We start from the raw sequence: 25,536 nt of genomic DNA on the forward strand, positions 1-25,536 counted from the left end.
AAACTAGTAAGACCCCTGAAAGATGATCAGGTTGATAGGTTTGAGGTGGAAGCATGGTGACATGTGGAGCTGACAAATACTAATCGGTCGAGGACTTAACCAAAAACAAGGCATTACTCAATATTTCTTTCTTCAGCATTATCTAGTTTTGAGAGAACAATCTCTCATCTATATAGTTTGGTGACAATGGCGAGAAGGTCACACCCGTTCCCATCCCGAACACGGAAGTTAAGCTTCTCAGCGCCGATGGTAGTTGGGGTTTTACCCCTGTGAGAGTAGGACGTCGCCAAGCAAAAAAAGAGTATCTATAATGGATACTCTTTTTTGTTATAGAGATAAATTTTCTTCCAAATTTTTTCCTTGAATCTTTATTCCATCCTCATCTCTCATTTAATGATCACAAAACCAATCAAATATTAAAAAATTATCATGATCACATATTCAATAAATATATATAATACTACTACATAGGATTCACTTGTATTTTCTCTTCTACATATTTTATTAATAAGCCCTCCACACGTTTGAGAAGCTGTAAAAATGGCAAAATTATTAGAGTCTGATTATTTGCATACAAAGGAGTAAATCATGTATAATAAAAGTCAAATATAGTCAAAGTCAGAGGGGAGGAAGCTTGGTGAGAAATATCTCAGATATTATTGAAAGCTACTTAAAACAAGTCCTAGAGATGAGCGAAAGAGAAGTAGTAGAAATCAAGCGTAACGAAATTGCGGATAAATTCCAATGCGTTCCTTCGCAGATTAACTATGTAATAAATACCCGTTTTACAATAGAAAAAGGTTATGTGGTGGAAAGTAAGCGTGGCGGTGGAGGATATATACGGATCATGAAGGTCCATTCATATGATCACGCGCACCTAATCGATCAACTAATAGAAATAATAAAAGATAGACTCTCTCAAAGCAGTGCTGAAGATGTGATTTATCGTTTAGTAGAGGAAGAAATCATTTCAAAACGAGAGGCTAGAATCATGTTAAGTGTCATCGACCGTTCGGTTTTATATATAGACCTTCCACATCGTGATGAATTACGGGCAAGAATGTTAAAGGCAATGCTTCAAACATTAAAATTTAAGTGAGGAGCTTAAGAGGTGATTTTATGATATGTCAGGAGTGTAATCAACGTCCTGCTACCCTACATTTTACAAAAATTATAAATGGTGAAAAGGAAGAGTTTCATCTATGTGAACATTGTGCACAAGAAAAAGGTGAAATGTACATGTTCAATAACACTTCTGGTTTTTCCATAAATAATTTACTAGCAGGTTTATTTAATATAGAGCCTACTATTCAACAGCATCAAAATCCATTCCAACAACAAGAGGTCCTTCAGTGCAGTCATTGCAAGATGACCTTTAATCAATTTTTAAAAGTAGGAAGATTTGGTTGTACCCAATGTTATTCCACTTTTAAAGAAGAGTTAACACCTATATTTAAAAGACTTCATGGAGGAAATTGGTCACATCACGGAAAGATTCCAAAACGTGTTGGTGGGACGATGCATATTAAGAAGAATATTGAGGAACTAAAAGTTCAACTCCAACAATTGATTGCCAATGAAGAATTTGAAAAGGCAGCTCTTGTTCGAGATGAAATTCGCCTACTAGACCAGAAACTAGACAATGCTAGTGGGGGAGGGAATTAAGTTGTCATTAGAAAGATTTTTAAATAAAGCGGTCAGCTCTTGGATGAGCGCTGAAGGACCTGATGGTGATATTGTATTAAGTTCTAGAATACGCTTAGCTAGAAATATTGACCAATATAAATATTCATTTCTTAATTCAAATGAAGAGGCTTTACAGGTAATTGAAACCATTAGAAGTCGCATTGAACAAGGTCCATATACGAAAATGGGAAATATGGATTTGTTAATGATGGAGGAATTACAACCTCTTCAAAAAAGAGTATTGGTCGAAAAACATCTCATTAGCCCTCATTTAGCTGAAAATGCGAATCACGGTGCTTGTTTACTCTCCGAAAATGAAGAAGTAAGCATTATGATTAACGAGGAAGACCATATAAGGATTCAGTGTTTATACCCAGGGTTACAATTGCAAGAAGCGCTCAATACTGCTTTTGAAATAGATGATTGGATTGAAGAAGAAATTGATTTTGCTTATGATGAAAAGTTTGGTTATTTAACTAGTTGTCCGACTAATGTAGGAACAGGACTTCGAGCTTCTGTTATGATGCATCTTCCAGGACTTGTTATGACTCATCAAATGAATCGCATTATTCCAGCTATTAATCAATTAGGGTTAGTGGTTAGAGGAATTTATGGCGAAGGCAGCGAAGCATTAGGAAATATCTTTCAAATTTCAAACCAAATTACATTAGGTAAATCTGAACAGGACATTGTCGAAGATTTACAAAGTGTAGTTAGTCAAATTGTTTCCCAAGAGAGAGCTGTTCGTGATACATTAATAAAAACTTCAAATATTCAGCTTGAAGATCGAGTATTTCGTTCACTAGGGGTACTAATGAATAGCCGTATTATTGAATCAAAGGAAGCAGCCAAATGCTTATCAGATGTAAGACTGGGCATTGACATTGGCTATATCAAAGAAATTCCACGCAATATATTGAATGAATTAATGATATTAACCCAGCCTGGATTTTTACAACAATATGCCGGTGGTCCATTAAGACCAAATGAACGGGATATTCGACGGGCTTCTTTAATAAGAGAAAGACTCAATATGGAAAAAACATTATAAAGAGTAGGGAGGAAGTGGATATGATGTTTGGACGATTTACAGAAAGAGCTCAGAAAGTATTAGCTTTAGCTCAGGAAGAGGCCATCCGCCTAGGTCATAATAATATTGGTACAGAGCACATTTTATTAGGTCTAGTTCGTGAAGGGGAAGGAATAGCTGCAAAAGCTCTATATGCGCTAGGACTAAGTTCTGAAAAAATCCAAAAAGAGGTAGAGGATTTAATTGGAAGAGGTCAGGATACACCTGGATCGATCCATTATACCCCACGAGCAAAAAAGGTTACTGAGTTATCCATGGATGAAGCACGTAAACTGGGTCATTCCTATGTAGGTACAGAACATATCTTATTAGGACTTATCCGTGAAGGAGAGGGCGTTGCTGCACGAGTATTGAATAACCTTGGTGTCAGTCTAAATAAAGCTCGTCAACAAGTGCTACAACTTCTTGGAAGCAATGAATCAGGTTCACATCAAGGCGGATCAACAACAAATGCCAATACCCCTACTCTTGATAGTCTTGCTCGTGACTTAACCGCAATTGCACGTGAAGGAAGTTTAGATCCTGTTATTGGTCGTAGTAAAGAGATTCAGCGTGTAATTGAGGTATTAAGTCGTCGTACCAAAAATAACCCTGTTTTAATTGGGGAACCTGGTGTTGGTAAAACAGCGATTGCTGAAGGACTTGCACAACAAATTGTTCAAAATGAAGTACCCGAAATTTTACGTAACAAACGGGTCATGACCTTAGATATGGGTACAGTTGTGGCCGGTACGAAATATCGTGGAGAGTTTGAAGATCGTTTGAAAAAGGTAATGGATGAAATTCGCCAGGCTGGAAATATCATTTTATTTATTGATGAACTTCATACATTAATCGGTGCTGGTGGTGCTGAAGGCGCTATTGATGCATCGAATATCCTTAAGCCATCTCTTGCACGTGGAGAACTTCAATGTATTGGTGCCACAACGTTAGACGAATATAGAAAATATATTGAAAAAGATGCAGCTTTAGAAAGACGTTTCCAACCAATTACGGTAGACGAACCAACTGCCGAAGAATCCGTTCAAATTCTAAAAGGTTTACGGGATCGTTATGAAGCGCATCATCGAGTGTCTATTACAGATGAAGCGATTGAAGCAGCTGTGAAATTATCGGATCGTTATATTTCCGATCGTTTCCTTCCAGATAAGGCGATTGATTTAATTGATGAAGCAGGATCAAAAGTACGTCTTCGTTCTTATACGACACCACCTGATTTAAAAGAGTTAGAAGTTAAATTAGAAGAGATCCGCAAAGAAAAAGATGCAGCTGTTCAAAGTCAGGAATTTGAAAAGGCAGCTTCACTAAGAGATTCTGAACAACGTCTTCGTGAACAATTAGAAGAAACGAAGAAGGCTTGGAAGGAAAAACAAGGTCAGGAAAATAGTGAAGTCACAGTAGAAGATGTAGCAAGCGTTGTAGCGAGCTGGACTGGAATTCCTGTATCACGACTGGCTCAAACAGAAACGGATAAACTTTTAAATCTTGAAGGGATTCTTCACTCTCGCGTTATTGGCCAAGATGAAGCGGTTGTTGCTATCTCTAAAGCTGTTCGCCGTGCACGTGCAGGATTAAAAGATCCAAAACGCCCAATTGGCTCCTTTATCTTCTTAGGACCAACAGGGGTAGGAAAAACGGAATTAGCTAGAGCCTTAGCGGAAGCGATGTTCGGTGACGAAGATGCAATGATTCGTATTGACATGTCAGAGTATATGGAAAAACACTCAACTTCTCGTTTAGTTGGATCACCGCCAGGATATGTAGGCTATGAAGAGGGCGGACAGCTTACAGAAAAGGTAAGAAGAAAGCCATATTCTGTTGTTTTACTAGATGAAATTGAAAAAGCACATCCAGACGTGTTTAATATTCTGTTACAAGTATTGGATGATGGAAGATTAACGGATTCAAAAGGAAGAACGGTTGATTTCCGTAATACGGTTGTAATTATGACGTCAAACGTTGGTGCATCGGCATTAAAACAAAATAAATACGTTGGCTTTAATATTAATGACACTCAACAAGAATATAAGGACATGAAAGGAAAAGTAATGGAGGAATTGAAAAAAGCATTCCGTCCTGAATTCCTAAATCGTGTAGATGAAACTATTGTGTTCCATTCCTTAGAGAAAAAACATTTGAAAGAAATTGTTGTTCTTTTAGCTAATCAATTAATTAAACGATTAAAAGAGCAAGATATTTCTCTAGAACTAACAGATGCTGCTTTAGAGAAAATTGCTAAGGAAGGGTATGATCCTGAATACGGAGCAAGACCACTTCGCAGAGCGATTCAAAAGCATATTGAGGACCGTTTATCGGAAGAACTCCTTAAAGGAGCTGTTTTAACAGGGCAAAATGTAACCATTGATGTTGAAAATGATGAGTTTGTTATTCGTTCTTCATCAGCAACTCCTGAGTCTCAACTGCAAAACTAGTTATCCATACAGACAACAAGAATAATACTTTTCATAAGGGGGGTACACGAAGAATACGTGTACTCCTTTTTTAAAAAGGGAAGAAAACACTCGTATTAATCATGTTTAATCGGTAAAAGGAGTATAATATACTTTCAAGATAAATACAGAAAGTGATGAAGTTATATGGCAAAAAGAAAAACAAAATTTATGTGTCAGGAATGCGGTTATGAGTCTCCTAAATGGATGGGGAAATGTCCTGGTTGTGGCGCATGGAATAAAATGGTAGAAGAGGTGGAAAAAGCCCCGGCAAAAAGAGGAGTTTTTGCTCATTCAGAGGGGATGACAACTGCCTCAAAGCCTATAAGTATAACAGCTATTGACATAGTTGATGAACCTAGAATCAATACGGATTCAAAAGAGTTAGACCGAGTATTAGGGGGAGGAATTGTAAAAGGTTCTCTTGTCTTAATTGGAGGAGACCCTGGAATTGGAAAGTCAACCTTATTACTTCAAGTATCTTCACAACTAGCAAACAAAAAGCATTCGGTTCTATATATTTCTGGGGAAGAATCGCTGCGACAAACAAAGTTAAGAGCGGAAAGGTTAGAAGTCTCTTCTGACCAGTTAAAGGTATATGCTGAAACAAATCTTGAAGAGATTAGCTTAACCATTGAAAAGTCAAAACCTGAATTTGTCATTATTGATTCCATTCAAACTATTTACCATCCAGAAATTACTTCAGCAGCAGGGAGTGTGTCTCAGGTACGAGAATGTACAGCTGAGCTTATGCGAATTGCAAAAACAAAAGGGATTGCGATTTTTATTGTTGGTCATGTAACGAAGGAAGGCTCCATCGCAGGTCCTCGTATATTGGAGCATATGGTAGATACCGTTTTATATTTTGAGGGTGAGCGCCATCATACATATCGTATTTTGCGAGCGGTCAAAAATCGATTTGGGTCTACTAACGAAATGGGTATTTTTGAAATGAGGGAATCGGGCTTAGAAGAAGTTGAGAATCCATCGGAAATGTTTTTAGAGGAGCGCTCTCAAGGTGCAGCAGGCTCAACGGTTGTTGCTTCTATGGAGGGAACTAGACCTGTTCTTGTTGAAATTCAAGCATTAATCTCTCCTACAAGCTTTGGGAATCCTAGACGAATGGCAACTGGAATTGATCATAATCGGGTGCCGTTATTAATGGCTGTTTTAGAAAAAAGAGTCGGCATGCTTCTTCAAAACCAAGATGCGTATTTGAAAGTTGCAGGAGGTGTCAAATTAGATGAACCTGCGATTGATTTAGCAGTCGCGATTAGCATTGCTTCAAGTTTTCTCGATAAACCGACAAAGGCAACCGACTGCATTATTGGTGAAGTTGGATTAACAGGTGAGGTAAGAAGGGTTTCAAGAATAGAACAGCGTGTACAAGAAGCTGAAAAATTGGGTTTTGAAAGAATTATCTTACCGGCTAATAATATAGGAGGCTGGAAAGCCCCAAATGGAATTCAATTGGTTGGAGTGAAGACAGTCAAGGAAGCATTACAAGCTGTATTAGGAGGGTGAATTTGTGGATAATAAAAGGGTTTACGATCAGACGATGAGTAAAATCTTGTCCCTTATGGCCCCTGGCACGCCTATCCGAGAAGGAATAGAAAATGTCCTTAGAGCCAATACAGGAGGACTTATTGTATTAGGCTATAACGAAAAAGTGAAAGATATTGTAGATGGTGGATTTCAAATTAATTGCTCGTTTTCCCCGAGTAACTTATATGAGCTTGCCAAAATGGATGGGGCGATCATTTTAAATGAAGTGGGAAATAAAATCCTTATTGCTAATGCACAATTAACGCCAGATACGACCATTCCTTCCTCTGAAACGGGAATGCGTCATCGTACAGCTGAAAGAGTAGCTAAACAAACTGGCAACCTTGTCATTGCCATTTCTCAAAGAAGACATGTCATTACTCTTTATCAAGGTCATTTGCAGTATGCCCTCAGGGATATAGCGGTTATTTTAACAAAGGCAAATCAAGCCTTACAGACACTTGAAAAATATAAAGTTGTTTTAGAACAAAGTGTATCGAATCTAAGTTTATTAGAGTTTGAGGAAGTTGTTACATTTAATGACATTCTTCAAGTTATTCAGCGTTTTAGAATGGTATTAAGGATTAAGAATGAATTGTTATCCTATTTAAATGAATTAGGTACGGAAGGGCGATTAATTCGCTTACAAATGAATGAACTTCTTTCTAATATGGAGAATGAGTTTAAGCTGGTCATCAAAGACTATTCTCAAACTAGAAAGGTTAATGAAAATGAAGTATTACAGAAATTTCAGGAGCTATCCCACTTAGAAATAATAGATGATCATGTTATTCTAAAACAATTAGGTTATCAAGGTTATATCCATCTAGATGAATTGAAATGTCCCCGCGGTTATCGAATGTTAAGTAAAATCTCACGTCTACCACTTATCATCATTGAAAATTTGATTGATCAATTCCAACAACTTCCTTTCATCATTAAAGCAACGGTTGAGGAATTAGATGAAGTAGATGGGATTGGGGAAGTAAGAGCTCGAAAAATAAAAGAGGGCTTAAAGTTAATGAAAGACCAATTACTCGCAGATCGCCATGTCTAAAAAGGACCTTAATGGTTGCTTACAAGAAAATGAACTTATTCCTTTTAATGAAGTACAAATAAACACATTTTATTTACTGAAATGCTACCATGATGTCCAAGTTTTGTAATGTCTTTTAATGTGTTTGTAATGGGTGTTAAAGAGATTTTTATAGTAAAATATATATAAAGAAGGTTTCGATTTGTTTAAAATGTTAATACTTAATATGAAGGAGGTGAAGGAATGTTAAGACGAATTGTTCAAGTGTGTTTCCTTATCACAGGAGGTACCTTGGGTCTATTTTTAATTCCTGATGTTTATAATTTACTATTTACTAATGACATTCCTCTAATTAATAATCCATATGTATCAGTTATTTTGGGCTCTCTTATATTTTATTTACTTACTTTCTGGGCGATTGATCATGTTGTGAATTTTATTAAATGGATTGAGGAATCTTTGGTAAGGGCACCGATCACAGACATTATTTCAGGTAGCGTTGGACTAGGTTTTGGACTTATTGTCGCCTTTTTAATTGGATATGCTCTAAACGCCATATCTGTCCCGATTTTAAACACGGTAGCTCCGATCCTTTTAACGTTATTATTCGGTTATTTAGGTTTCCAAGTGGGTTTCAAAAAGAAAGAAGAGTTACTAGGTTTATTTTTAAGACAAAAGAAGAAATCAGTAGAGGAAGAAACACCTAAAGCGCCAGAAAAAGGTTTGAAGATTCTAGATACGAGTGTTATTATCGATGGTAGGATTGCAGATATTTGTCAGACTGGCTTTCTAGAAGGTACGATTGTGATTCCGCAGTTTGTTTTAGCTGAATTACAACATATTGCGGATTCCTCTGATGTGTTAAAAAGAAATCGGGGAAGAAGAGGTCTAGATATCTTAAATCGAATCCAAAAGGAACTTAAAATTAAGGTTGAAATCTATGAAGGTGATTTTGAGGACATTCAAGAAGTGGACAGTAAACTAGTCAAGTTGGCTAAAATCACCAATGGTGTCGTTGTAACGAACGACTTTAACTTAAATAAAGTATGTGAATTACAAAAAGTAGCGGTTTTAAATATTAACGATTTGGCAAACGCGGTGAAACCAGTCGTGTTACCAGGGGAAGAAATGAATGTTCAAGTCATTAAAGATGGAAAAGAACATAATCAAGGAATTGCTTATTTAGATGACGGTACAATGATTGTGGTAGAAGAAGGACGTAATTATATCGGTAAGCATCTTGATGTACTTGTGACGAGTGTTTTGCAAACATCTGCAGGTCGAATGATCTTTGCAAAACCGAAACTACTAGAAAAAGCATTATAATGCTAGAAAAGATAGGAGTTCGGCTATGACTTATAGAGTCATTATCCCTGCAGCAGGTCAGGGGAAGAGAATGGGAGTAGGGAAAAACAAACTTTTTCTAGAATTAAAAGGGGAACCTATTTTTATTCATACGTTAAAGGTCTTTGAACAGGATGATAATTGTGAAGGTGTCATTCTTGTTATTAATGATGACGAAAAGAATGAATTTCAACGCTCCTTAAAACGGTTTGGAATTAAGAAGGTAACAGCTTTTACAACAGGTGGTCGTGAGCGGCAATACAGTGTATTTAATGGAGTGCAGTCAATAGAAGATGAAGGAATTGTCTTGGTTCATGATGGGGCCCGTCCCTTTGTAGATATTGATTTAATCCATGATTTAGTTGTAGCGGCTGAAGAATCTGGAGCATCTGTACCTGCTGTTCCCGTAAAAGATACCGTTAAAAAAGTCATCGGTAACAAAGTGATTGAAACGGTCGAACGTTCTAGCTTGTGGGCTGTCCAAACCCCACAAGCTTTTCGTATGCCCCTCTTGCGGAGGGCACACCAATCAGCCATGAAAGAGAGTTTTTTAGGTACCGATGATGCCAGTCTTGTTGAACGATTGGGTCATGATGTTATAATTGTTGAGGGAAACTACGACAATATAAAATTAACGACGCCAGAAGATTTATTTGTAGCAGAAACGATTTTACATAAGCGGAGTCGTAAATAGAGTAAAAGGAGATAGACTCAATGTTTCGTATTGGACAAGGATTTGATGTTCATCAGTTAGCTGAGAACCGTCCTCTGATTATAGGGGGGATAACGATCCCCTATGAAAAGGGATTGAAAGGACATTCTGATGCTGATGTATTATTACATACGGTTACGGATGCCTGTTTAGGTGCAATTGGCGAAGGCGATATTGGAAGGCATTTTCCAGACACTGACCCGAAATTTAAGGATGCAGATTCGAGTGTTTTGCTCCAACATGTATGGGGGCTTGTGAAAGAAAGAGGATATGAGTTAGTAAACGCAGATTGTACGATTATTGCTCAGAAGCCAAAGATGGCTCCATATATTGGACAAATGACTGAGAGAATTGCAGAGCTTTTAGAAACCACTCCGGATTGCATTAACGTCAAAGCAACGACAACGGAAAAATTAGGCTTTCCTGGTCGTGAAGAAGGAATTGCAGCTCAAGCTGTCGTATTGCTTAAAAAAAGATAAGATTGAATTAAAGAATTTTTTTACCTTTGGAGGAATCCTCAATGACAAAAGAAGTTCGCGTGAGATATGCGCCAAGTCCTACTGGTTTTTTGCATATAGGGAATGCACGTACGGCCTTATTTAATTATTTATTTGCTCGAAATCAAAATGGTAAGTTTATTATTCGGATTGAAGACACCGATCAAAAGCGAAATGTTGAAGGTGGAGAAGCAAGTCAACTAAAATATTTAAAGTGGTTAGGAATTGATTGGGATGAGGGGGTTGATGTTGGTGGCGAATACGGTCCATACCGTCAATCTGAACGAAACCATATTTATGAAACGTATTACAATGAACTTTTAGAAAAAGGTCTTGCTTATAAATGTTATTGTACAGAGGAAGAACTAGAGCAAGAACGTGAAGCGCAAATAGCAAAAGGGGAAACACCACAGTATTCAGGTAAATGCCGTCATTTATCAAATGGAGAGCAGGAAAAGCTAGAAGCGGAAGGTAGAAAGCCAAGTATTCGTTTTAAAGTCCCACAGGGTAAAATCTATTCATTTGATGACATGGTAAAAGGTCATGTTTCCTTTGAAAGTGATGGAATTGGCGACCATGTAATTGTTAAAAAAGACGGTATCCCAACCTACAACTTTGCGGTTACAGTTGATGATCATCTCATGGAAATGACGCATGTATTACGAGGTGATGACCATATTTCGAATACACCAAAGCAGTTAATGATTTATGAAGCGTTTGGCTGGGAACCACCTATTTTTGGACATATGACGTTAATTGTAAATGAAAGTCGTAAAAAACTCAGCAAGCGTGACGGATCGATTATTCAATTCATTGAGCAATATGAAGAGCTTGGCTATATTCCAGAAGCTTTATTTAACTTTATTGCTTTATTAGGCTGGTCACCTGAGGGTGAGGAAGAGATTTTCTCAAAAGAAGAATTTATTAAGATTTTTGATAGTAAACGTCTCTCCAAGTCTCCAGCTTTATTTGATAAACAAAAGCTTGCGTGGATGAATAATCAATATATGAAAAAGCTTGAACTTGACCGTGTGATTGATATTACTCTTCCACATTTAGTTAAAGAAGGTCTTATTGAGGAAAATCGTTCTGAGCAAGAGGACCATTGGGTTCGTGAATTAATTGGTTTGAATCAAGAAAGAATGAGTTACGGTGCTGAAATCGTAGAACTCTCAAAGCTTTTTTTCAATGATGAAGTGGTTATGGATGACGAAGCGAAAGAAGTACTTTCAGAAGAACAGGTACCAGAAGTCCTCACAGCCTTTTTGAGCGAGGTTGGGAATTTAGAGACCTTTACGGCTGAAGAAATTAAAAAGGCTGTGAAGACTGTTCAGAAGTCAACAGGTCATAAAGGGAAAAAACTGTTTATGCCAATCCGTGCTGCTGCAACAGGGCAAATTCACGGACCTGATTTGATGAAGACCATTGAACTATTAGGGAAAGATAAGGTTGAGTCAAGGGTTAAGCAATTAATTTGATTAACAATTCCCTAAAAATGTAATATAGTAAAGTAAATAGATTCGGAAAAAACGTTGATGAGAAATAGTAAGAAAATGAAGCTTTTGTTAGAGAGAACCTCCATTGGCTGAAAGAGGTTTAAAGCCGCTCATTTTCTGAATGCACCTCAGAGTCCTGTTTTGAAATTACAGTAGATACAGGCGGTTCACCACCGTTATATGGGGAGAGTGAGGTCTTGTAAGTGTGAGACCTAAACAGAGTGGAACCGCGCTAAAAAAAGCGTCTCTGTCGTATAGACAGAGGCGCTTTTTTTGTACCGTAAAACATACAATTTTTAGGTCAATATAGCACAGAACATATTAGAAGCTAAGAAAGATAAGTTTTTGAAGTTAGATTGATATTTAGCGTAAGCAGCCGACTCCTAGTGGACTTCCTGCTTCTTCCCCAACGATAAGTCAACATCGATTCGCATTAGCATGCTTATCGTGTTTCCTTTATCTCAATGGGAACATCGACTAAGACCGCCACGTTCTGTGGCGAACGTCGATGTCTGCATATCCTGTGCAAGTCATTCCATACGGAGTTGAGCACTCAAGTAATCACTTCTTGAGTATGTTTCACAGGAACAAAAAGCTTTTTGTTCCGAAGGCGCTTGCGCATTTCTATGAATGGAGGGGAAGTGTATGTTTAGGAATTTAAAGGAAGACATTGATGTCATTTTTGAACAAGATCCAGCAGCTCGCAGTCGATTTGAAGTGATTCTAACGTATTCAGGACTTCACGCCATTTGGTCACATCGACTCGCACATGCCCTTCACAAAAGGAAGTTTTTTTTCCTAGCACGTGTTGTATCACAGATTAGTCGATTCTTCACTGGAATTGAGATTCATCCAGGTGCAAAGATCGGTAAGAAACTTTTTATTGACCACGGAATGGGGGTTGTCATCGGCGAAACTTGTGAAATCGGGGATAATGTAACGATTTATCAAGGGGTAACTTTAGGTGGAACTGGGAAGGAGAAAGGAAAACGCCATCCAACGGTTAAGGATAATGCGCTAATTTCAAGCGGTGCCAAAGTATTAGGGGCTATTACCATTGGTGAAAATGCAAAAGTAGGTGCCGGTTCTGTTGTTCTTCAGGATGTACCAGATAACTCTACAATTGTAGGCATACCAGGACGAATTGTTGTCCAAGATGGTGTAAAAGTCAAAAAAGATTTAAATCATGCTAATTTACCAGACCCAGTTGCCGACCGCTTAAATGAAATGCAAGCTACTATTGAAAAATTAAACCTTGAAATAGAAAACTTAAAGAAGGAAAGGAGCCAAAAGCACCATGACTATTCAAATTTATAATACTCTCACAAGGAAGAAAGAAGACTTCATTCCTTTAGAAGAAGGAAAAGTCAAAATGTATGTTTGTGGTCCTACCGTATACAACTATATTCATATCGGAAATGCTAGACCAGCCATTGTGTTTGATACTGTACGGAGATATTTCCAATATCGCGGCTATGATGTACGTTTTATTTCTAATTTTACAGATGTTGATGATAAATTAATTCGAGTAGCGAATGAATTGGGAACGGATGTGCCTGCGATTGCCGATCGCTTTATTGAGGCTTATTTTGAGGATGTGTCTGCACTAGGTTGCCAAAAAGCGGATGTTCATCCTCGTGTTACAGACAATATGGATATCATTATTGATTTTATTAAGGTTTTGATTGAAAAAGGATATGCTTACGAATCTGAAGGAGATGTGTACTTTCATACAAGACGCTTCGAAGGATACGGGAAATTATCTCATCAATCCATTGATGAGCTGCGAATTGGTGCACGTATCGCAGTAGGTGAGAAGAAAAAGGATTCCCTTGATTTTGCTCTCTGGAAAGGCGCTAAAGAAGGGGAAATATACTGGGAAAGTCCATGGGGGCAAGGTAGACCTGGCTGGCATATTGAATGCTCTGCGATGGCGAAGAAATATCTAGGAGAAACCATTGATATCCATGCAGGTGGTCAAGACTTGGCGTTCCCGCATCATGAGAACGAAATTGCACAATCTGAAGCTTTGACAGGAAAACCATTTGCTCGCTATTGGATGCATAATGGTTATATTAATATTGATAACGAAAAAATGTCAAAATCCCTTGGTAACTTTGTATTAGTGCATGATATTTTAAAAGAAGTCGATCCGCAAGTATTACGATTATTTATGCTTTCGGTTCATTATCGTCATCCAATTAACTATAGTGCTGAACTATTAGAGAATACAAAAGCTGGATTAGAAAGAATCAAAACTTCGTATCAAAACCTGAACCATCGTAAAGAAGCAAGCACAGATTTAACGGAAAATAATCAAGAATGGCTTAAGGATATCGATGGATTAAGAGACTCATTTATTAAGGTCATGGATGATGATTTTAATACGGCAAATGCAATATCTGTTTTGTTTGAGGCATCCACTTTAGCGAATCGCTACTTATTAGAAAAGAATACATCAGTGGAAATAATCGATAGCTTCCTTTCTTTATTTGATGAATTGCTAAATGTGTTAGGATTACAAATTAAGGAAGAAGAGTTGCTTGATGAGGAAATTGAAGAATTGATTCAGAAAAGAATTCAGGCTCGTAAAGATCGTAATTTCCAACTAGCTGATGAAATACGTGATCAATTAAAGGATTTAAATATTATTTTAGAGGATACACCTCAAGGAACAAGATGGAAAAGAGGATAAAGCATGCTCCACTATCCAAAAAAGATAGATGAAAAACAATTAAACAGTCTCGCCCTGGCTTATATGGGCGATGCTGTCCTTGAAACTTATGTGAGATATCATTTACTACAGCGTGGTCAAGTAAAGCCCCATCTACTTCATAAAGAAGCGACTCGATATGTTTCGGCTAAAGCTCAATCTAATATTCTTCATCAAATGAAGGATGAAGATTTTTTCTCTGAAGAGGAAATAGCGATTCTAAAAAGGGGAAGAAATGCAAAGTCTGGATCAATCCCAAAAAATACGGATGTACAAACCTACCGCTACAGTACAGCTTTTGAAGCTTTAATAGGTTCCCTTTATTTAGCGGGGAATCAAGAAAGACTTGAAACGATTATTAGACATGCTTTCCAAATCATTGACCAGGTGAAAGGAGGAAATTAATATGAGTGAAGACTTTATTATGGGTAAAAATGCAGTTCTTGAAGCATTACGTTCAGAGCGTGATATTAATAAAATTTGGATTGCTGATGGATCTGGACGAGGGCAAATGCAGCAAGTGATTAACCTTGCAAAAGAAGCTAATGTATTAGTGCAATTTGTTCCAAAGAAAAAAATAGATGGAATGGTAGAGGGAAATCATCAAGGCGTCCTAGCACAGGTAGCAGCCTATCAATATTCCGAAATAGATGACTTATTCGCAAAGGCAGAGCAAAAAAACGAAGTTCCTTTCTTTTTATTATTGGATGAAATAGAAGACCCTCATAATTTAGGCTCCATTATGAGGACGGCTGATGCTACAGGTGCACATGGGATTATTATTCCGAAACGTCGAGCAGTGGGTCTGACCGCTACAGTTGCGAAGGCTTCAACGGGAGCGATCGAACATATTCCTGTTGTTCGGGTAACTAATATGGCTAGAACGATTGACGAATTGAAAGAGAGAGGCATCTGGATTGTTGGAACAGATGCAAAGGGCAAACAGGATTATCGTCAATTCGACGCTAAAATGCCATTAGGTCTTGTGATCGGAAGTGAAGGAAAAGGCATGGGAAGACTTGTTCGAGATAAATGTGATTTCCTTATTCGATTGCCAATGGTTGGTCATGTTACATCATTAAACGCTTCTGTTGCAGGGGCTTTACTGATGTATGAAGTATATCGAAAACGGTATCCACTAGAGGGATAAATATGAACATTTTACTAGTAGATGGTTATAACATTATTGGGTCATGGCATCAGCTTCAAGAATTAAAGAAAAAAGACCTTGCGCAAGCTCGAGATAAGTTAGTAGAGAAGATGGCTGAATACCAAGGGTTTACGGGTTACAAAGTCATTGTCGTTTTTGATGCCTATGGAGTACAGGGACTAGAGAAAAAGTACAAAAATTACCAAATCGATGTTATTTTTACAAAGGAAAATGAAACAGCGGATGAGCGGATCGAGAAATTAGCGATTGCATTGAGCAACCGTAAAACGCAAATTCATGTGGCGACATCTGATTATACAGAGCAATGGGCTATTTTTGGACAAGGGGCATTAAGGAAATCTGCAAGAGAATTATTAATTGAAATGGAATCGATTGAAACAGCTATTGGAAAGAAAGTAAAACATATCACAGAAGAAAAACCACCCTCAAAAATACTATTAAGTGACGAAATGGCTGAAATTTTTGAAAAATGGCGTCGAGGGGAGTAAGAATTGGTTGACGCTGGAAATTTAAGTGCTGTATAATATGGCTAGCATGCTTGTGCGGTCAGGGGGACTTGAATTGAATTCATACTTCGGGACAAAGCTAAACGACGATCAGATCCATTTTATTGAACTAGAGGATGAACAAATCATTGAACTAGTACACAAGGGCGACAGTGAGGCGCTCGATTTTTTAATTCATAAATATCGTAATTTCGTGCGTGCAAAGGCCCGATCTTATTTTTTAATTGGAGCTGATCGGGAGGATATTGTGCAAGAAGGCATGATTGGTCTGTACAAAGCGATTCGGGATTTTAAAGAGGACAAGCTTTCATCTTTTAAGGCGTTTGCGGAGTTATGTATCACAAGACAAATTATTACTGCTATTAAAACAGCAACTAGGCAGAAACATATTCCACTAAACTCCTACGTATCGTTGGATAAACCTATCTATGATGAAGAATCAGACCGAACATTAATGGATGTAATATCAGGTGCAAAAGTGTTAGACCCTGAAGAATTAATTATAAATCAAGAAGAGTTTGATCATATAGAAGTGAAGATGGCGGAGTTATTAAGTGATCTCGAGAGAAAAGTCCTTTCTTTGTATTTGGATGGACAATCTTATCAAGAAATATCAGAGGAATTAAATCGCCATGTTAAATCGATCGATAATGCTCTTCAACGAGTAAAGAGAAAGTTAGAACGGTATTTAGAAGTACGAGAGTTTTCCCTTTAAATGCCTGCTGTTGTTGACAGAGAAAAAAGGGCATGTTACATTTTTAATGTTATAATAGAGCTATAGTAGGTGCGGAAATGAGAAAAAAAACAGTTCTTGCATGCTCAAAATGTGGGTCGAGAAATTACTCAACCATGAGCAAACAGGATACACAGCGTCTAGAATTAAAAAAATATTGTGATCAATGCCAATCTCATACGATCCACCGAGAAACAAAGTAGCTAGTACTATATATAGTAGAAATCACTTCATGTATGGAGTTTGGAGGTTAAGAAATGCAACGCATCGTGAATTTTTTCCGTGAAGTTGGACGTGAAATGAGAAAGGTGAGTTGGCCAAAACGAAAAGAATTAACAAGTTATACATTTACAGTTCTTGGAACCGTGGTATTCTTTGCACTCTTTTTCGCAGTCATTGACTTAGGCATTTCGAATTTGATTCGCTTTATTCTTGAATAACACCCACCATCTAATGGTATAATGGAAAATAACAAAGGAAAACAACAAAAGAGCCCGGTAACGGGTTTTTTGGTTTGTATGGAGAAAAGTTTTTAGTTTGAAGTGTCCAACTAGGCGAATCAAATCCAAGCACTTCGCTTTTCTTAAATATTTCGCAGGGAGGGAAGGACGTTTAGTCCTCTTGAATGGAAAAGAACTGGTATGTAGTTCACACGTACTCTGGTTATGAAAATAAAGTTAAGGCCAATCTAGAAAAGCGTGTTGAGTCTATGGGTATGCAAGATAAAATCTTCCGAGTCATCGTACCGGAGGAGGAAGAAACCGATATTAAGAACGGTAAGAAAAAAGTTGTAAAACGCAAAGTATTCCCTGGGTATGTTTTAGTAGAATTAGTGATGACAGATGATTCTTGGTATGTCGTACGTAATACACCTGGAGTAACTGGATTTGTCGGTTCAGCTGGGGCTGGATCCAAACCAACTCCACTATTAGCTGAAGAAGTTCAATCGATCTTAAAACTTTTAGGCGTTCAGGATAAACCAGTTGATATTGATTTTGAAATTGGTGAAACGGTACAAGTAAAAGAAGGTCCGTTTGCAAATTATACAGGACCAATTGAAGAAATCGATAGGGATAAAGCGAAAGTAAAAGTATTGGTAAATATGTTCGGTCGAGATACTCCTGTCGAATTAGAATATACACAAATTGAAAAAATATGATCAGGAGAACTTGAAATTAGAAAGAAAAAGTGGTAACATTTCAAAAGTCAGTATGTCTCAACATGAGATATAACCGATGGTATAGTTCTTTATTAACTAATAGAGACGATAGATTGAGTGGGAGGGACTCAAATCACATGGATCCCTATTACCACATCACGGACTTAAGGAGGTGTGTCTCGTGGCTAAAAAAGTAATTAAGGTAGTTAAATTACAAATCCCTGCTGCAAAAGCTAATCCAGCTCCACCAGTTGGTCCTGCACTAGGTCAAGCGGGTGTTAACATCATGGGATTCTGTAAGGAGTTTAATGCTCGTACAGCTGAACAAGCTGGATTGATCATTCCGGTTGAAATTACGGTATTTGAAGACCGTTCATTTACATTTATTACGAAAACTCCGCCTGCTGCTGTACTTCTTAAAAAAGCAGCTGGAATTGAGTCAGGTTCAGGTCAACCTAACCGTAATAAAGTAGCAACAGTTAAGCGTGATAAAGTACGCGAGATTGCTGAAACAAAAATGCCTGACTTAAATGCGGCAAGTGTTGAAGCAGCTATGCGTATGGTTGAAGGTACTGCACGCAGCATGGGCATTACGATCGAAGACTAATTTATTGTCTTAATAAAGGTTGTGGGGGACACGCTAGCCACTCGCAACCTTTATTACTGTGTATGTAGTGCTTTTAACGTGGGAGGTTATTCCGCTAAAACCACAAACAAGGAGGAAATCATAATGGCTAAAAAAGGTAAGAAGTATGTAGAAGCTGCGAAGCTTATCGATCGTACTAAATTTTACCCTGTAAATGAAGCAGTAGAACTTGTGAAGAAAACAAGCTTCACAAAATTTGATGCATCTGTAGAAGTTGCATTCCGTTTAGGAGTAGACCCTAAGAAAGCTGACCAACAAATTCGTGGTGCAGTCGTTCTTCCTAATGGAACTGGTAAAACACAAAAAGTATTAGTATTTGCTAAAGGTGAAAAAGCGAAAGAGGCAGAAGCTGCTGGAGCTGATTATGTAGGTGATAGCGAATATATCAATAAAATCACTCAAGGTTGGTTTGAATTTGATGTAATCGTAGCTACACCAGACATGATGGGTGAAGTTGGTAAACTTGGTCGTGTATTAGGACCTAAAGGTTTAATGCCAAACCCTAAGACGGGTACTGTTACTTTTGATGTTGCTAAAGCTGTTAATGAAATCAAAGCTGGTAAAGTTGAATACCGCGTTGATAAAGCTGGAAACATCCATGTTCCTATCGGTAAGGTTTCTTTCGAAGATGAGAAATTAGTTGAAAACTTCAATACTATTTTCGATACAATGCAAAAAGTAAAACCAGCTGCTGCTAAAGGGACTTATATGAAGAATGTAGCAATTACTTCTACTATGGGACCTAGCGTAAAAATTGACGTAGCATCTGTTTAAAACTTCATTCAGCTCCATTATTATTTTTAGGATATGAATGAAATATAGATTATATAAATTCAGTCAATTTTAAAACATTGACTGAGTGAAATTTGCCTCCGGCGGATGCTCAGATTTTTTAATGGAAGTTTTCGAGCGAGCTCGAAAAAATCTTGGCGCAAATTCGACGAGTGAATTTGAAATTGTTGTTGACAAACATGGATCTAGTTAATATAATAGATTCTGTTGCAAAAAATATAATAACATTTGTACCGTAGACAGTAGGTGCGCATGTGCGCTTAATTTCCTGCCGAGGTTCATACGATAGATATTTAACGTGCGTTTTTAAACGACTATTGTATAAATACCTCCATGTCTATATTGATGTGGAGGTATTTTATTGACCGGTATGAATGCATTAATTCTTACAGGAGGTGTATAGAATGGGCAGTGCAATCATTGAACAAAAGAAACAAGTCGTAACAGAGATTGCTGATAAATTAAAATCTAGTAAATCTACGGTTGTTGTTGATTACCGTGGACTAAATGTTGCAGAAGTGACTGAACTTCGTAAACAACTTCGTGAAGCAGGGATCGAGTTTAAAGTATACAAAAACTCTATGACTCGCCGTGCGGCTGAAGCAGTTGAATTAACAGGACTTAACGAAGCGTTAACTGGTCCTAACGCAATTGCGTTCAGTACAGAAGATGTTGTTGCTCCAGCTAAAATTATTAATGAATTCGCAAAGAAACATGAAGCATTAGAAATTAAAGCAGGTGTAATCGAGGGAAACATCGCTTCGGTTGAAGAAGTTAAAGCTTTAGCAGAACTTCCATCACGCGAAGGTTTACTTTCTATGTTACTCAGCGTGCTTCAAGCACCTATCAGAAATCTTGCTCTTGCTACAAAAGCAGTTGCAGATCAAAAAGAAGAACAAGGCGCGTAAGTTAATCGTTCTTATATAAAACAAAAATTAGGAGGAAATTCAAAATGACTAAAGAACAAATCATTGAAGCAGTAAAAAATATGACTGTTTTAGAATTAAACGACTTAGTAAAAGCAATTGAAGAAGAATTCGGAGTAACTGCTGCAGCTCCTGTAGCTGTTGTTGGCGGTGCTGCTGGTGCTGCTGCTGAAGAGCAAACTGAATTTGATGTTGTACTTGCATCTGCAGGCGACCAAAAAATCAAGGTTATCAAAGTGGTACGTGAAATCACTGGTCTTGGTCTTAAAGAAGCAAAAGAACTTGTTGACAACACTCCAAAAGCAATCAAAGAAGGCGTTTCTAAAGAAGAGGCTGAAGAAGTTAAAGCTAAACTTGAAGAAGTTGGAGCTGGCGTTGAAGTTAAGTAATAATCTAGTTAAAAAGCTCGCTGCGTAAGCGGGCTTTTTTATAACTACTAAGTTTATTCCTCAAAAATAATATACATGTGAAAAACATGTATCTCCGAGTGGAGGTGATTCCATGTCTGAACATTATTATTCCCGAACACAAAATGTTGAGAGCGAACCAAAATATTGGAATGCTGAGTTAAGAAACATAAAGCTTCGTTTTAAAACAGATAACGGAGTTTTCTCAAAAGGCGATATAGACTTTGGTTCTAAATTATTAATAGAAACCTTTCAAATGCCTGAATTACAGGGTGATATACTTGACGTAGGTTGTGGTTATGGTCCAATCGGCTTAACGATCGCAAAAAGCTGGGAGGAGCGAAGAGTCTATATGGTTGACGTGAATGCGAGAGCCCTTCAACTAGCAAAGGATAATAGTGGCTTGAATGGGATTCAAAACACTACTATTATAGAAAGCGATTGTTTAAGTTCAGTAATGGATCAGAAATTTGCAGTCATTTTAACGAATCCACCAATACGAGCTGGTAAAAAGACCGTACACAAGATTTATGAACAAAGCGCTCAGTGTCTTTTGCCTAATGGAGAGTTATGGGTTGTGATTCAGAAAAAGCAAGGAGCTCCTTCGACAATCGAAAAACTTTCAAGTCTTTTTGGGGATGTTGAAGTGATCGTGAAAAAGAAGGGTTATTTTATTATTAAAGCAACAAAACTATAGAATGTTGTTTTGTCAATATGTTTTATGGAGTTTTTCAACAAAAATGTTGACTTGGGCAAACCAGTGTGATAGCATTGTAAAATGCCAATAGATTATTTTCTCTAATCTGCTAATTTTAACACATATTGTATAAAATTGGTATAGCTGGAGAAACTGATAAAATAATAGTCGTATTGTGGAAATGTGGTTTTTGGATTTGAAAACCCTTTTTCTTTTTGTTCATATAGAAAAGGAAATGAAAATCATTTGTTTTTCTATTTGATAGTAATAAATTTCACAAATAACGCTTGATTTGAGGGGTGAATCAGTTGATAGGTCAACTAGTTCAGTATGGACGACACCGCCAACGAAGAAGTTACGCACGAATCAGTGAGGTATTAGAATTACCAAATTTAATTGAAATTCAAACCGCGTCATATCAATGGTTTCTTGATGAAGGTTTACGTGAAATGTTTGCAGATATTTCACCAATTGAAGATTTTACTGGTAATCTAACACTTGAATTTATTGATTACAGTCTTGGCGAACCAAAATATTCTGTTGCGGAATCAAAAGATCGAGATGTTACATATTCAGCACCGCTACGTGTAAAGGTACGTCTTGTTAATAAGGAAACAGGTGAAGTAAAAGACCAAGATGTCTTTATGGGTGATTTTCCGTTAATGACCGAAACAGGCACATTTGTTATTAATGGAGCAGAGCGTGTTATTGTTTCTCAACTCGTGCGTTCACCAAGCGTTTACTACAGCGCCAAAATGGATAAGAACGGTAAAAGAGGCTATACAGCTACTGTTATTCCTAACCGTGGAGCATGGCTTGAGTATGAAACAGACGCTAAGGATGTTGTGTATGTAAGAATTGATCGTACTCGGAAACTGCCAGTTACGGTTCTTTTGCGTGCTCTAGGTCTAGGATCTGATCAAGAAATTCTTGATTTGATTGGTGATAATGAGTATTTGCGCAATACGTTAGAAAAGGACAATACAGAAAGCTCTGAAAAGGCCTTACTAGAAATTTATGAACGACTACGTCCAGGAGAACCTCCAACTGTAGAAAATGCAAAGAGTTTATTAATTTCAAGATTCTTTGATCCAAAACGATATGATTTAGCGAATGTTGGGCGTTATAAAATTAATAAAAAATTGCATATCAAGAATAGATTGTTTGGGCACCGTATTGCCGAAACTTTAGTTGATTCCGAAACGGGAGAAATCATCGTCGAAAAAGGAACCATTCTTGATCGTCGTACACTCGATCGGATTATTCCGGCATTAGAAAAAAATGCTGGTTTCAAGAATTTAAGTTTATATGGTGGCGTACTAGATGAAGATGTTTTACTTCAATCTATTAAAATTTATGCACCAAATGAAGATGACAAAGTCATCAACGTAATTAGTAACGCTTATGTTGAAGACGCAGTTAAACATATATCACCTGCTGATATTGTTGCATCAATCAGCTACTTCTTTAACTTATTATATAGTGTTGGTCATACAGATGATATCGACCATTTAGGAAATCGTCGATTACGTTCTGTTGGTGAATTATTACAAAACCAATTCCGTATTGGTTTATCAAGGATGGAACGTGTTGTAAGAGAAAGAATGTCCATTCAAGATACAAACACAATTACACCACAACAATTAATCAATATTCGACCTGTTATTGCGTCCATTAAAGAGTTCTTCGGAAGTTCGCAATTATCACAATTCATGGATCAAACCAATCCACTTGCGGAATTAACCCATAAAAGACGTTTATCTGCATTAGGACCAGGTGGTTTAACACGTGAACGTGCTGGTATGGAAGTTCGTGACGTTCACTATTCACACTATGGTCGTATGTGTCCAATTGAAACTCCGGAAGGTCCAAACATTGGATTAATTAACTCATTGTCATCTTATGCAAAGGTTAATAAATTTGGTTTCATTGAGACTCCTTACCGTAAAGTGGATCCTGAAACAGGAAGAGTTACATCTCATATCGACTATTTAACAGCCGATGAAGAAGATAACTACGTAGTGGCACAGGCAAATGCTCGACTTGGTGAAGATGGATCATTTCTTGACGAGGAAGTTTTAGCTCGTTTCCGCGGTGAAAACACAGCTGTTGATCGCGAAAAAATTGATTATATGGATGTATCACCGAAACAGGTTGTATCTGCAGCGACTGCATGTATTCCATTCTTAGAAAACGATGACTCAAACCGTGCTCTAATGGGAGCAAACATGCAACGTCAAGCAGTGCCGCTCATGCAACCAGAAGCACCACGTGTTGGAACAGGTATGGAATATGTATCTGGTAAAGACTCTGGAGCTGCGGTTATTTGTAAGCATGACGGTATTGTAGAGCATGTTGAGGCCCGTGAAGTATGGGTTCGTCGTATACAAGAAGTGGATGGTCAAACGGTTAAAGGTGATCTTGATAAATATCGTTTACAAAAATTCAAGCGTTCTAACAATGGAATGTGCTTTAATCAGAAACCTATTGTTTCTATAGGTGATCATGTTACAAAAGGTGAAATCCTTGCAGACGGTCCATCTATGGAGCTTGGAGAGTTAGCTTTAGGTCGAAATGTATTGGTTGCCTTTATGACATGGGATGGTTACAACTATGAGGATGCTATCATCATGAGTGAACGTCTAGTAAAGGATGACGTATACACTTCTATTCATATTGAAGAATATGAGTCAGAATCACGTGATACAAAACTAGGACCAGAAGAAATCACTCGTGATATCCCAAACGTTGGGGAGGATGCCCTTCGTAACCTTGATGAAAGAGGAATTATCCGAATCGGTGCAGAGGTAAAAGACGGAGATCTACTAGTTGGGAAAGTAACGCCAAAAGGTGTAACTGAGTTAACAGCAGAAGAACGACTTTTACATGCCATTTTTGGAGAAAAAGCACGAGAAGTTCGTGATACGTCATTACGTGTACCACATGGTGGCGGCGGAATTGTTCTAGATGTAAGAGTCTTTAATCGTGAAGATGGAGATGAACTTCCACCAGGAGTTAATCAACTTGTTCGTGTTTATATTGTTCAAAAACGTAAAATCTCTGCCGGTGACAAAATGGCTGGACGACACGGTAATAAAGGGGTTATCTCTCGTATTTTGCCGGAAGAAGATATGCCATATTTGCCTGACGGTACACCAGTTGATATCATGTTAAACCCATTAGGCGTTCCTTCCCGTATGAATATCGGGCAGGTGCTTGAACTTCATTTGGGTATGGCGGCAAGATATCTCGGAATTCATGTAGCCTCACCAGTATTTGATGGAGCGACTGAAGAAGATGTATGGGATACAATTCAAGAAGCTGGAATGGCACATGATGCTAAGACCGTTTTATATGATGGTAGAACAGGCGAACCATTTGATAACCGTGTTTCAGTCGGAATCATGTATATGATTAAACTAGCACACATGGTTGATGATAAGCTTCATGCTCGTTCAACTGGCCCATACTCGCTTGTTACACAGCAACCGCTTGGTGGTAAGGCGCAGTTTGGTGGACAACGTTTTGGAGAGATGGAAGTTTGGGCATTAGAAGCTTATGGTGCAGCGTATACTTTACAAGAGATCTTAACGGTGAAGTCAGATGACGTTGTTGGTCGTGTGAAAACGTATGAAGCGATTGTAAAAGGTGAAAATGTCCCAGAACCAGGTGTTCCAGAATCCTTTAAAGTATTAATTAAAGAACTACAAAGCTTAGGCTTGGATGTTAAGATTCTGTCTGGTGATGAAGAAGAAATCGAAATGAGAGATACAGAAGATGAGGATGAAATGCAACAAGCAGAGTCTTTTACATTGACCCCTGAACCTGTTGAAGCAGAATCTGAAAAAGTTGGCTCAAACGAATAATTGAAAGCTTGTTCACTTTAAAATCCCCTCTATAAATATTTACTGTTTAGGAGGGGATTTCCAT

The 25,536-nt window shown here is 37.8% G+C and carries 25 protein-coding genes, 2 rRNA genes and 2 other annotated features (1 of these 29 cut by a window edge); all 27 genes read left to right on the top strand.

Annotation, left to right across the window (positions count from 1 at the left end; translation table 11 throughout):
• Positions 1 to 103 (top strand): 23S ribosomal RNA (locus tag Q5760_RS00510); it begins 2,833 nt to the left of the window's first position.
• 73 nt (positions 104 to 176) lie between these two features.
• Positions 177 to 292 (top strand): 5S ribosomal RNA (gene rrf / locus Q5760_RS00515).
• 345 nt (positions 293 to 637) lie between these two features.
• Positions 638 to 1,099 (top strand): CtsR family transcriptional regulator, encoded by a 462-nt coding sequence (locus Q5760_RS00520; RefSeq protein WP_428910358.1) that lies wholly within the window; start codon positions 638 to 640, stop codon positions 1,097 to 1,099.
• Positions 1,100 to 1,119: 20 nt separating this feature from the next.
• Positions 1,120 to 1,665 carry a UvrB/UvrC motif-containing protein gene (locus Q5760_RS00525; RefSeq protein WP_428910359.1) on the top strand — a complete coding sequence of 182 codons (546 nt, stop codon included), beginning with the start codon at positions 1,120 to 1,122 and terminating at the stop codon, positions 1,663 to 1,665.
• Between the two features lies 1 nt (position 1,666).
• Positions 1,667 to 2,737, top strand: coding sequence for a protein arginine kinase (locus Q5760_RS00530; protein WP_428910360.1), 1,071 nt, complete (start codon positions 1,667 to 1,669; stop codon positions 2,735 to 2,737).
• Positions 2,738 to 2,757: 20 nt separating this feature from the next.
• Complete coding sequence (gene clpC, locus Q5760_RS00535) at positions 2,758 to 5,208, top strand: ATP-dependent protease ATP-binding subunit ClpC (RefSeq protein ID WP_428910361.1); 2,451 nt, start codon at positions 2,758 to 2,760, stop codon at positions 5,206 to 5,208.
• A gap of 165 nt (positions 5,209 to 5,373) precedes the next feature.
• The gene (gene radA / locus Q5760_RS00540) at positions 5,374 to 6,750 is read left to right on the top strand and encodes a DNA repair protein RadA (protein ID WP_428910362.1); all 1,377 of its coding nucleotides are present in this window, start codon (positions 5,374 to 5,376) and stop codon (positions 6,748 to 6,750) included.
• Positions 6,751 to 6,784: 34 nt separating this feature from the next.
• Positions 6,785 to 7,828, top strand: coding sequence for a DNA integrity scanning diadenylate cyclase DisA (gene disA / locus Q5760_RS00545; RefSeq protein WP_428912465.1), 1,044 nt, complete (start codon positions 6,785 to 6,787; stop codon positions 7,826 to 7,828).
• A 222-nt stretch (positions 7,829 to 8,050) separates the two neighbouring features.
• On the top strand, positions 8,051 to 9,133 hold the full coding sequence (locus Q5760_RS00550; RefSeq protein WP_428910363.1) for a PIN/TRAM domain-containing protein: 1,083 nt from the start codon (positions 8,051 to 8,053) through the stop codon (positions 9,131 to 9,133).
• A 25-nt stretch (positions 9,134 to 9,158) separates the two neighbouring features.
• Complete coding sequence (ispD, locus tag Q5760_RS00555; RefSeq protein ID WP_428910364.1) at positions 9,159 to 9,845, top strand: 2-C-methyl-D-erythritol 4-phosphate cytidylyltransferase; 687 nt, start codon at positions 9,159 to 9,161, stop codon at positions 9,843 to 9,845.
• A gap of 20 nt (positions 9,846 to 9,865) precedes the next feature.
• Positions 9,866 to 10,342 carry a 2-C-methyl-D-erythritol 2,4-cyclodiphosphate synthase gene (ispF, locus tag Q5760_RS00560; RefSeq protein WP_428910365.1) on the top strand — a complete coding sequence of 159 codons (477 nt, stop codon included), beginning with the start codon at positions 9,866 to 9,868 and terminating at the stop codon, positions 10,340 to 10,342.
• Positions 10,343 to 10,383: 41 nt separating this feature from the next.
• Entirely contained in the window at positions 10,384 to 11,838 is a 1,455-nt protein-coding gene (gltX, locus tag Q5760_RS00565; protein ID WP_428910366.1) for a glutamate--tRNA ligase, read from the top strand.
• Between the two features lie 45 nt (positions 11,839 to 11,883).
• Positions 11,884 to 12,108 (top strand) — a binding site (T-box leader).
• Positions 12,109 to 12,501: 393 nt separating this feature from the next.
• On the top strand, positions 12,502 to 13,173 hold the full coding sequence (gene epsC, locus Q5760_RS00570) for a serine O-acetyltransferase EpsC (protein ID WP_428910367.1): 672 nt from the start codon (positions 12,502 to 12,504) through the stop codon (positions 13,171 to 13,173).
• Positions 13,154 to 14,551: a cysteine--tRNA ligase gene (gene cysS / locus Q5760_RS00575; protein WP_428910368.1), complete on the top strand. Its 1,398-nt coding sequence runs from the start codon at positions 13,154 to 13,156 to the stop codon at positions 14,549 to 14,551. Before epsC ends, cysS begins: the two co-directional genes overlap by 20 nt.
• A 3-nt stretch (positions 14,552 to 14,554) precedes the next feature.
• The gene (locus Q5760_RS00580) at positions 14,555 to 14,974 is read left to right on the top strand and encodes a Mini-ribonuclease 3 (RefSeq protein ID WP_428910369.1); all 420 of its coding nucleotides are present in this window, start codon (positions 14,555 to 14,557) and stop codon (positions 14,972 to 14,974) included.
• Between the two features lies 1 nt (position 14,975).
• On the top strand, positions 14,976 to 15,719 hold the full coding sequence (gene rlmB, locus Q5760_RS00585) for a 23S rRNA (guanosine(2251)-2'-O)-methyltransferase RlmB (RefSeq protein ID WP_428910370.1): 744 nt from the start codon (positions 14,976 to 14,978) through the stop codon (positions 15,717 to 15,719).
• Between the two features lie 2 nt (positions 15,720 to 15,721).
• Positions 15,722 to 16,228, top strand: a complete 507-nt coding sequence (locus Q5760_RS00590) for an NYN domain-containing protein (RefSeq protein WP_428910371.1) — start codon at positions 15,722 to 15,724, stop codon at positions 16,226 to 16,228.
• 46 nt (positions 16,229 to 16,274) lie between these two features.
• Complete coding sequence (gene sigH / locus Q5760_RS00595) at positions 16,275 to 16,961, top strand: RNA polymerase sporulation sigma factor SigH (RefSeq protein WP_428912466.1); 687 nt, start codon at positions 16,275 to 16,277, stop codon at positions 16,959 to 16,961.
• 77 nt (positions 16,962 to 17,038) lie between these two features.
• Positions 17,039 to 17,182, top strand: a complete 144-nt coding sequence (gene rpmG, locus Q5760_RS00600; RefSeq protein WP_428910372.1) for a 50S ribosomal protein L33 — start codon at positions 17,039 to 17,041, stop codon at positions 17,180 to 17,182.
• 54 nt (positions 17,183 to 17,236) lie between these two features.
• Positions 17,237 to 17,419 carry a preprotein translocase subunit SecE gene (gene secE / locus Q5760_RS00605; protein WP_428910373.1) on the top strand — a complete coding sequence of 61 codons (183 nt, stop codon included), beginning with the start codon at positions 17,237 to 17,239 and terminating at the stop codon, positions 17,417 to 17,419.
• A gap of 185 nt (positions 17,420 to 17,604) precedes the next feature.
• Positions 17,605 to 18,138 carry a transcription termination/antitermination protein NusG gene (gene nusG / locus Q5760_RS00610; RefSeq protein ID WP_428910374.1) on the top strand — a complete coding sequence of 178 codons (534 nt, stop codon included), beginning with the start codon at positions 17,605 to 17,607 and terminating at the stop codon, positions 18,136 to 18,138.
• A 181-nt stretch (positions 18,139 to 18,319) separates the two neighbouring features.
• Complete coding sequence (gene rplK / locus Q5760_RS00615; RefSeq protein WP_428910375.1) at positions 18,320 to 18,745, top strand: 50S ribosomal protein L11; 426 nt, start codon at positions 18,320 to 18,322, stop codon at positions 18,743 to 18,745.
• A gap of 123 nt (positions 18,746 to 18,868) precedes the next feature.
• On the top strand, positions 18,869 to 19,558 hold the full coding sequence (gene rplA, locus Q5760_RS00620) for a 50S ribosomal protein L1 (RefSeq protein WP_428910376.1): 690 nt from the start codon (positions 18,869 to 18,871) through the stop codon (positions 19,556 to 19,558).
• Positions 19,559 to 19,791: 233 nt separating this feature from the next.
• Positions 19,792 to 19,945, top strand: a sequence feature (ribosomal protein L10 leader region).
• A 35-nt stretch (positions 19,946 to 19,980) separates the two neighbouring features.
• Positions 19,981 to 20,484: a 50S ribosomal protein L10 gene (gene rplJ, locus Q5760_RS00625; RefSeq protein WP_428910377.1), complete on the top strand. Its 504-nt coding sequence runs from the start codon at positions 19,981 to 19,983 to the stop codon at positions 20,482 to 20,484.
• 44 nt (positions 20,485 to 20,528) lie between these two features.
• Positions 20,529 to 20,891 (top strand): 50S ribosomal protein L7/L12, encoded by a 363-nt coding sequence (gene rplL, locus Q5760_RS00630; RefSeq protein ID WP_428910378.1) that lies wholly within the window; start codon positions 20,529 to 20,531, stop codon positions 20,889 to 20,891.
• Positions 20,892 to 21,003: 112 nt separating this feature from the next.
• Positions 21,004 to 21,606, top strand: coding sequence for a class I SAM-dependent methyltransferase (locus tag Q5760_RS00635; RefSeq protein ID WP_428910379.1), 603 nt, complete (start codon positions 21,004 to 21,006; stop codon positions 21,604 to 21,606).
• A gap of 308 nt (positions 21,607 to 21,914) precedes the next feature.
• Complete coding sequence (rpoB, locus tag Q5760_RS00640) at positions 21,915 to 25,472, top strand: DNA-directed RNA polymerase subunit beta (protein ID WP_428910380.1); 3,558 nt, start codon at positions 21,915 to 21,917, stop codon at positions 25,470 to 25,472.
• Positions 25,473 to 25,536: the final 64 nt, after the last annotated feature.

The organism is Niallia sp. Kr1 (assembly GCF_050389805.1).
Lineage (GTDB): Bacteria > Bacillota > Bacilli > Bacillales > Cytobacillaceae > Bacillus_BD.

What these genes read in the sequence shown, in the direction of transcription:
- rplL (WP_428910378.1), top strand. Translation starts at nt 20,529, where the DNA reads ATGACTAAAGAACAAATCATTGAAGCAGTAAAAAATATGACTGTTTTA.
- Q5760_RS00580 (WP_428910369.1), top strand. Translation starts at nt 14,555, where the DNA reads ATGCTCCACTATCCAAAAAAGATAGATGAAAAACAATTAAACAGTCTC.
- secE (WP_428910373.1), top strand. Translation starts at nt 17,237, where the DNA reads ATGCAACGCATCGTGAATTTTTTCCGTGAAGTTGGACGTGAAATGAGA.
- ispD (WP_428910364.1), top strand. Translation starts at nt 9,159, where the DNA reads ATGACTTATAGAGTCATTATCCCTGCAGCAGGTCAGGGGAAGAGAATG.
- ispF (WP_428910365.1), top strand. Translation starts at nt 9,866, where the DNA reads ATGTTTCGTATTGGACAAGGATTTGATGTTCATCAGTTAGCTGAGAAC.
- nusG (WP_428910374.1), top strand. Translation starts at nt 17,605, where the DNA reads ATGGAAAAGAACTGGTATGTAGTTCACACGTACTCTGGTTATGAAAAT.
- cysS (WP_428910368.1), top strand. Translation starts at nt 13,154, where the DNA reads ATGACTATTCAAATTTATAATACTCTCACAAGGAAGAAAGAAGACTTC.
- Q5760_RS00550 (WP_428910363.1), top strand. Translation starts at nt 8,051, where the DNA reads ATGTTAAGACGAATTGTTCAAGTGTGTTTCCTTATCACAGGAGGTACC.
- epsC (WP_428910367.1), top strand. Translation starts at nt 12,502, where the DNA reads ATGTTTAGGAATTTAAAGGAAGACATTGATGTCATTTTTGAACAAGAT.
- Q5760_RS00635 (WP_428910379.1), top strand. Translation starts at nt 21,004, where the DNA reads ATGTCTGAACATTATTATTCCCGAACACAAAATGTTGAGAGCGAACCA.
- rlmB (WP_428910370.1), top strand. Translation starts at nt 14,976, where the DNA reads ATGAGTGAAGACTTTATTATGGGTAAAAATGCAGTTCTTGAAGCATTA.
- rplJ (WP_428910377.1), top strand. Translation starts at nt 19,981, where the DNA reads ATGGGCAGTGCAATCATTGAACAAAAGAAACAAGTCGTAACAGAGATT.
- clpC (WP_428910361.1), top strand. Translation starts at nt 2,758, where the DNA reads ATGATGTTTGGACGATTTACAGAAAGAGCTCAGAAAGTATTAGCTTTA.
- sigH (WP_428912466.1), top strand. Translation starts at nt 16,275, where the DNA reads ATGCTTGTGCGGTCAGGGGGACTTGAATTGAATTCATACTTCGGGACA.
- rpmG (WP_428910372.1), top strand. Translation starts at nt 17,039, where the DNA reads ATGAGAAAAAAAACAGTTCTTGCATGCTCAAAATGTGGGTCGAGAAAT.
- Q5760_RS00525 (WP_428910359.1), top strand. Translation starts at nt 1,120, where the DNA reads ATGATATGTCAGGAGTGTAATCAACGTCCTGCTACCCTACATTTTACA.
- radA (WP_428910362.1), top strand. Translation starts at nt 5,374, where the DNA reads ATGGCAAAAAGAAAAACAAAATTTATGTGTCAGGAATGCGGTTATGAG.
- disA (WP_428912465.1), top strand. Translation starts at nt 6,785, where the DNA reads ATGAGTAAAATCTTGTCCCTTATGGCCCCTGGCACGCCTATCCGAGAA.
- Q5760_RS00590 (WP_428910371.1), top strand. Translation starts at nt 15,722, where the DNA reads ATGAACATTTTACTAGTAGATGGTTATAACATTATTGGGTCATGGCAT.
- gltX (WP_428910366.1), top strand. Translation starts at nt 10,384, where the DNA reads ATGACAAAAGAAGTTCGCGTGAGATATGCGCCAAGTCCTACTGGTTTT.
- rplA (WP_428910376.1), top strand. Translation starts at nt 18,869, where the DNA reads ATGGCTAAAAAAGGTAAGAAGTATGTAGAAGCTGCGAAGCTTATCGAT.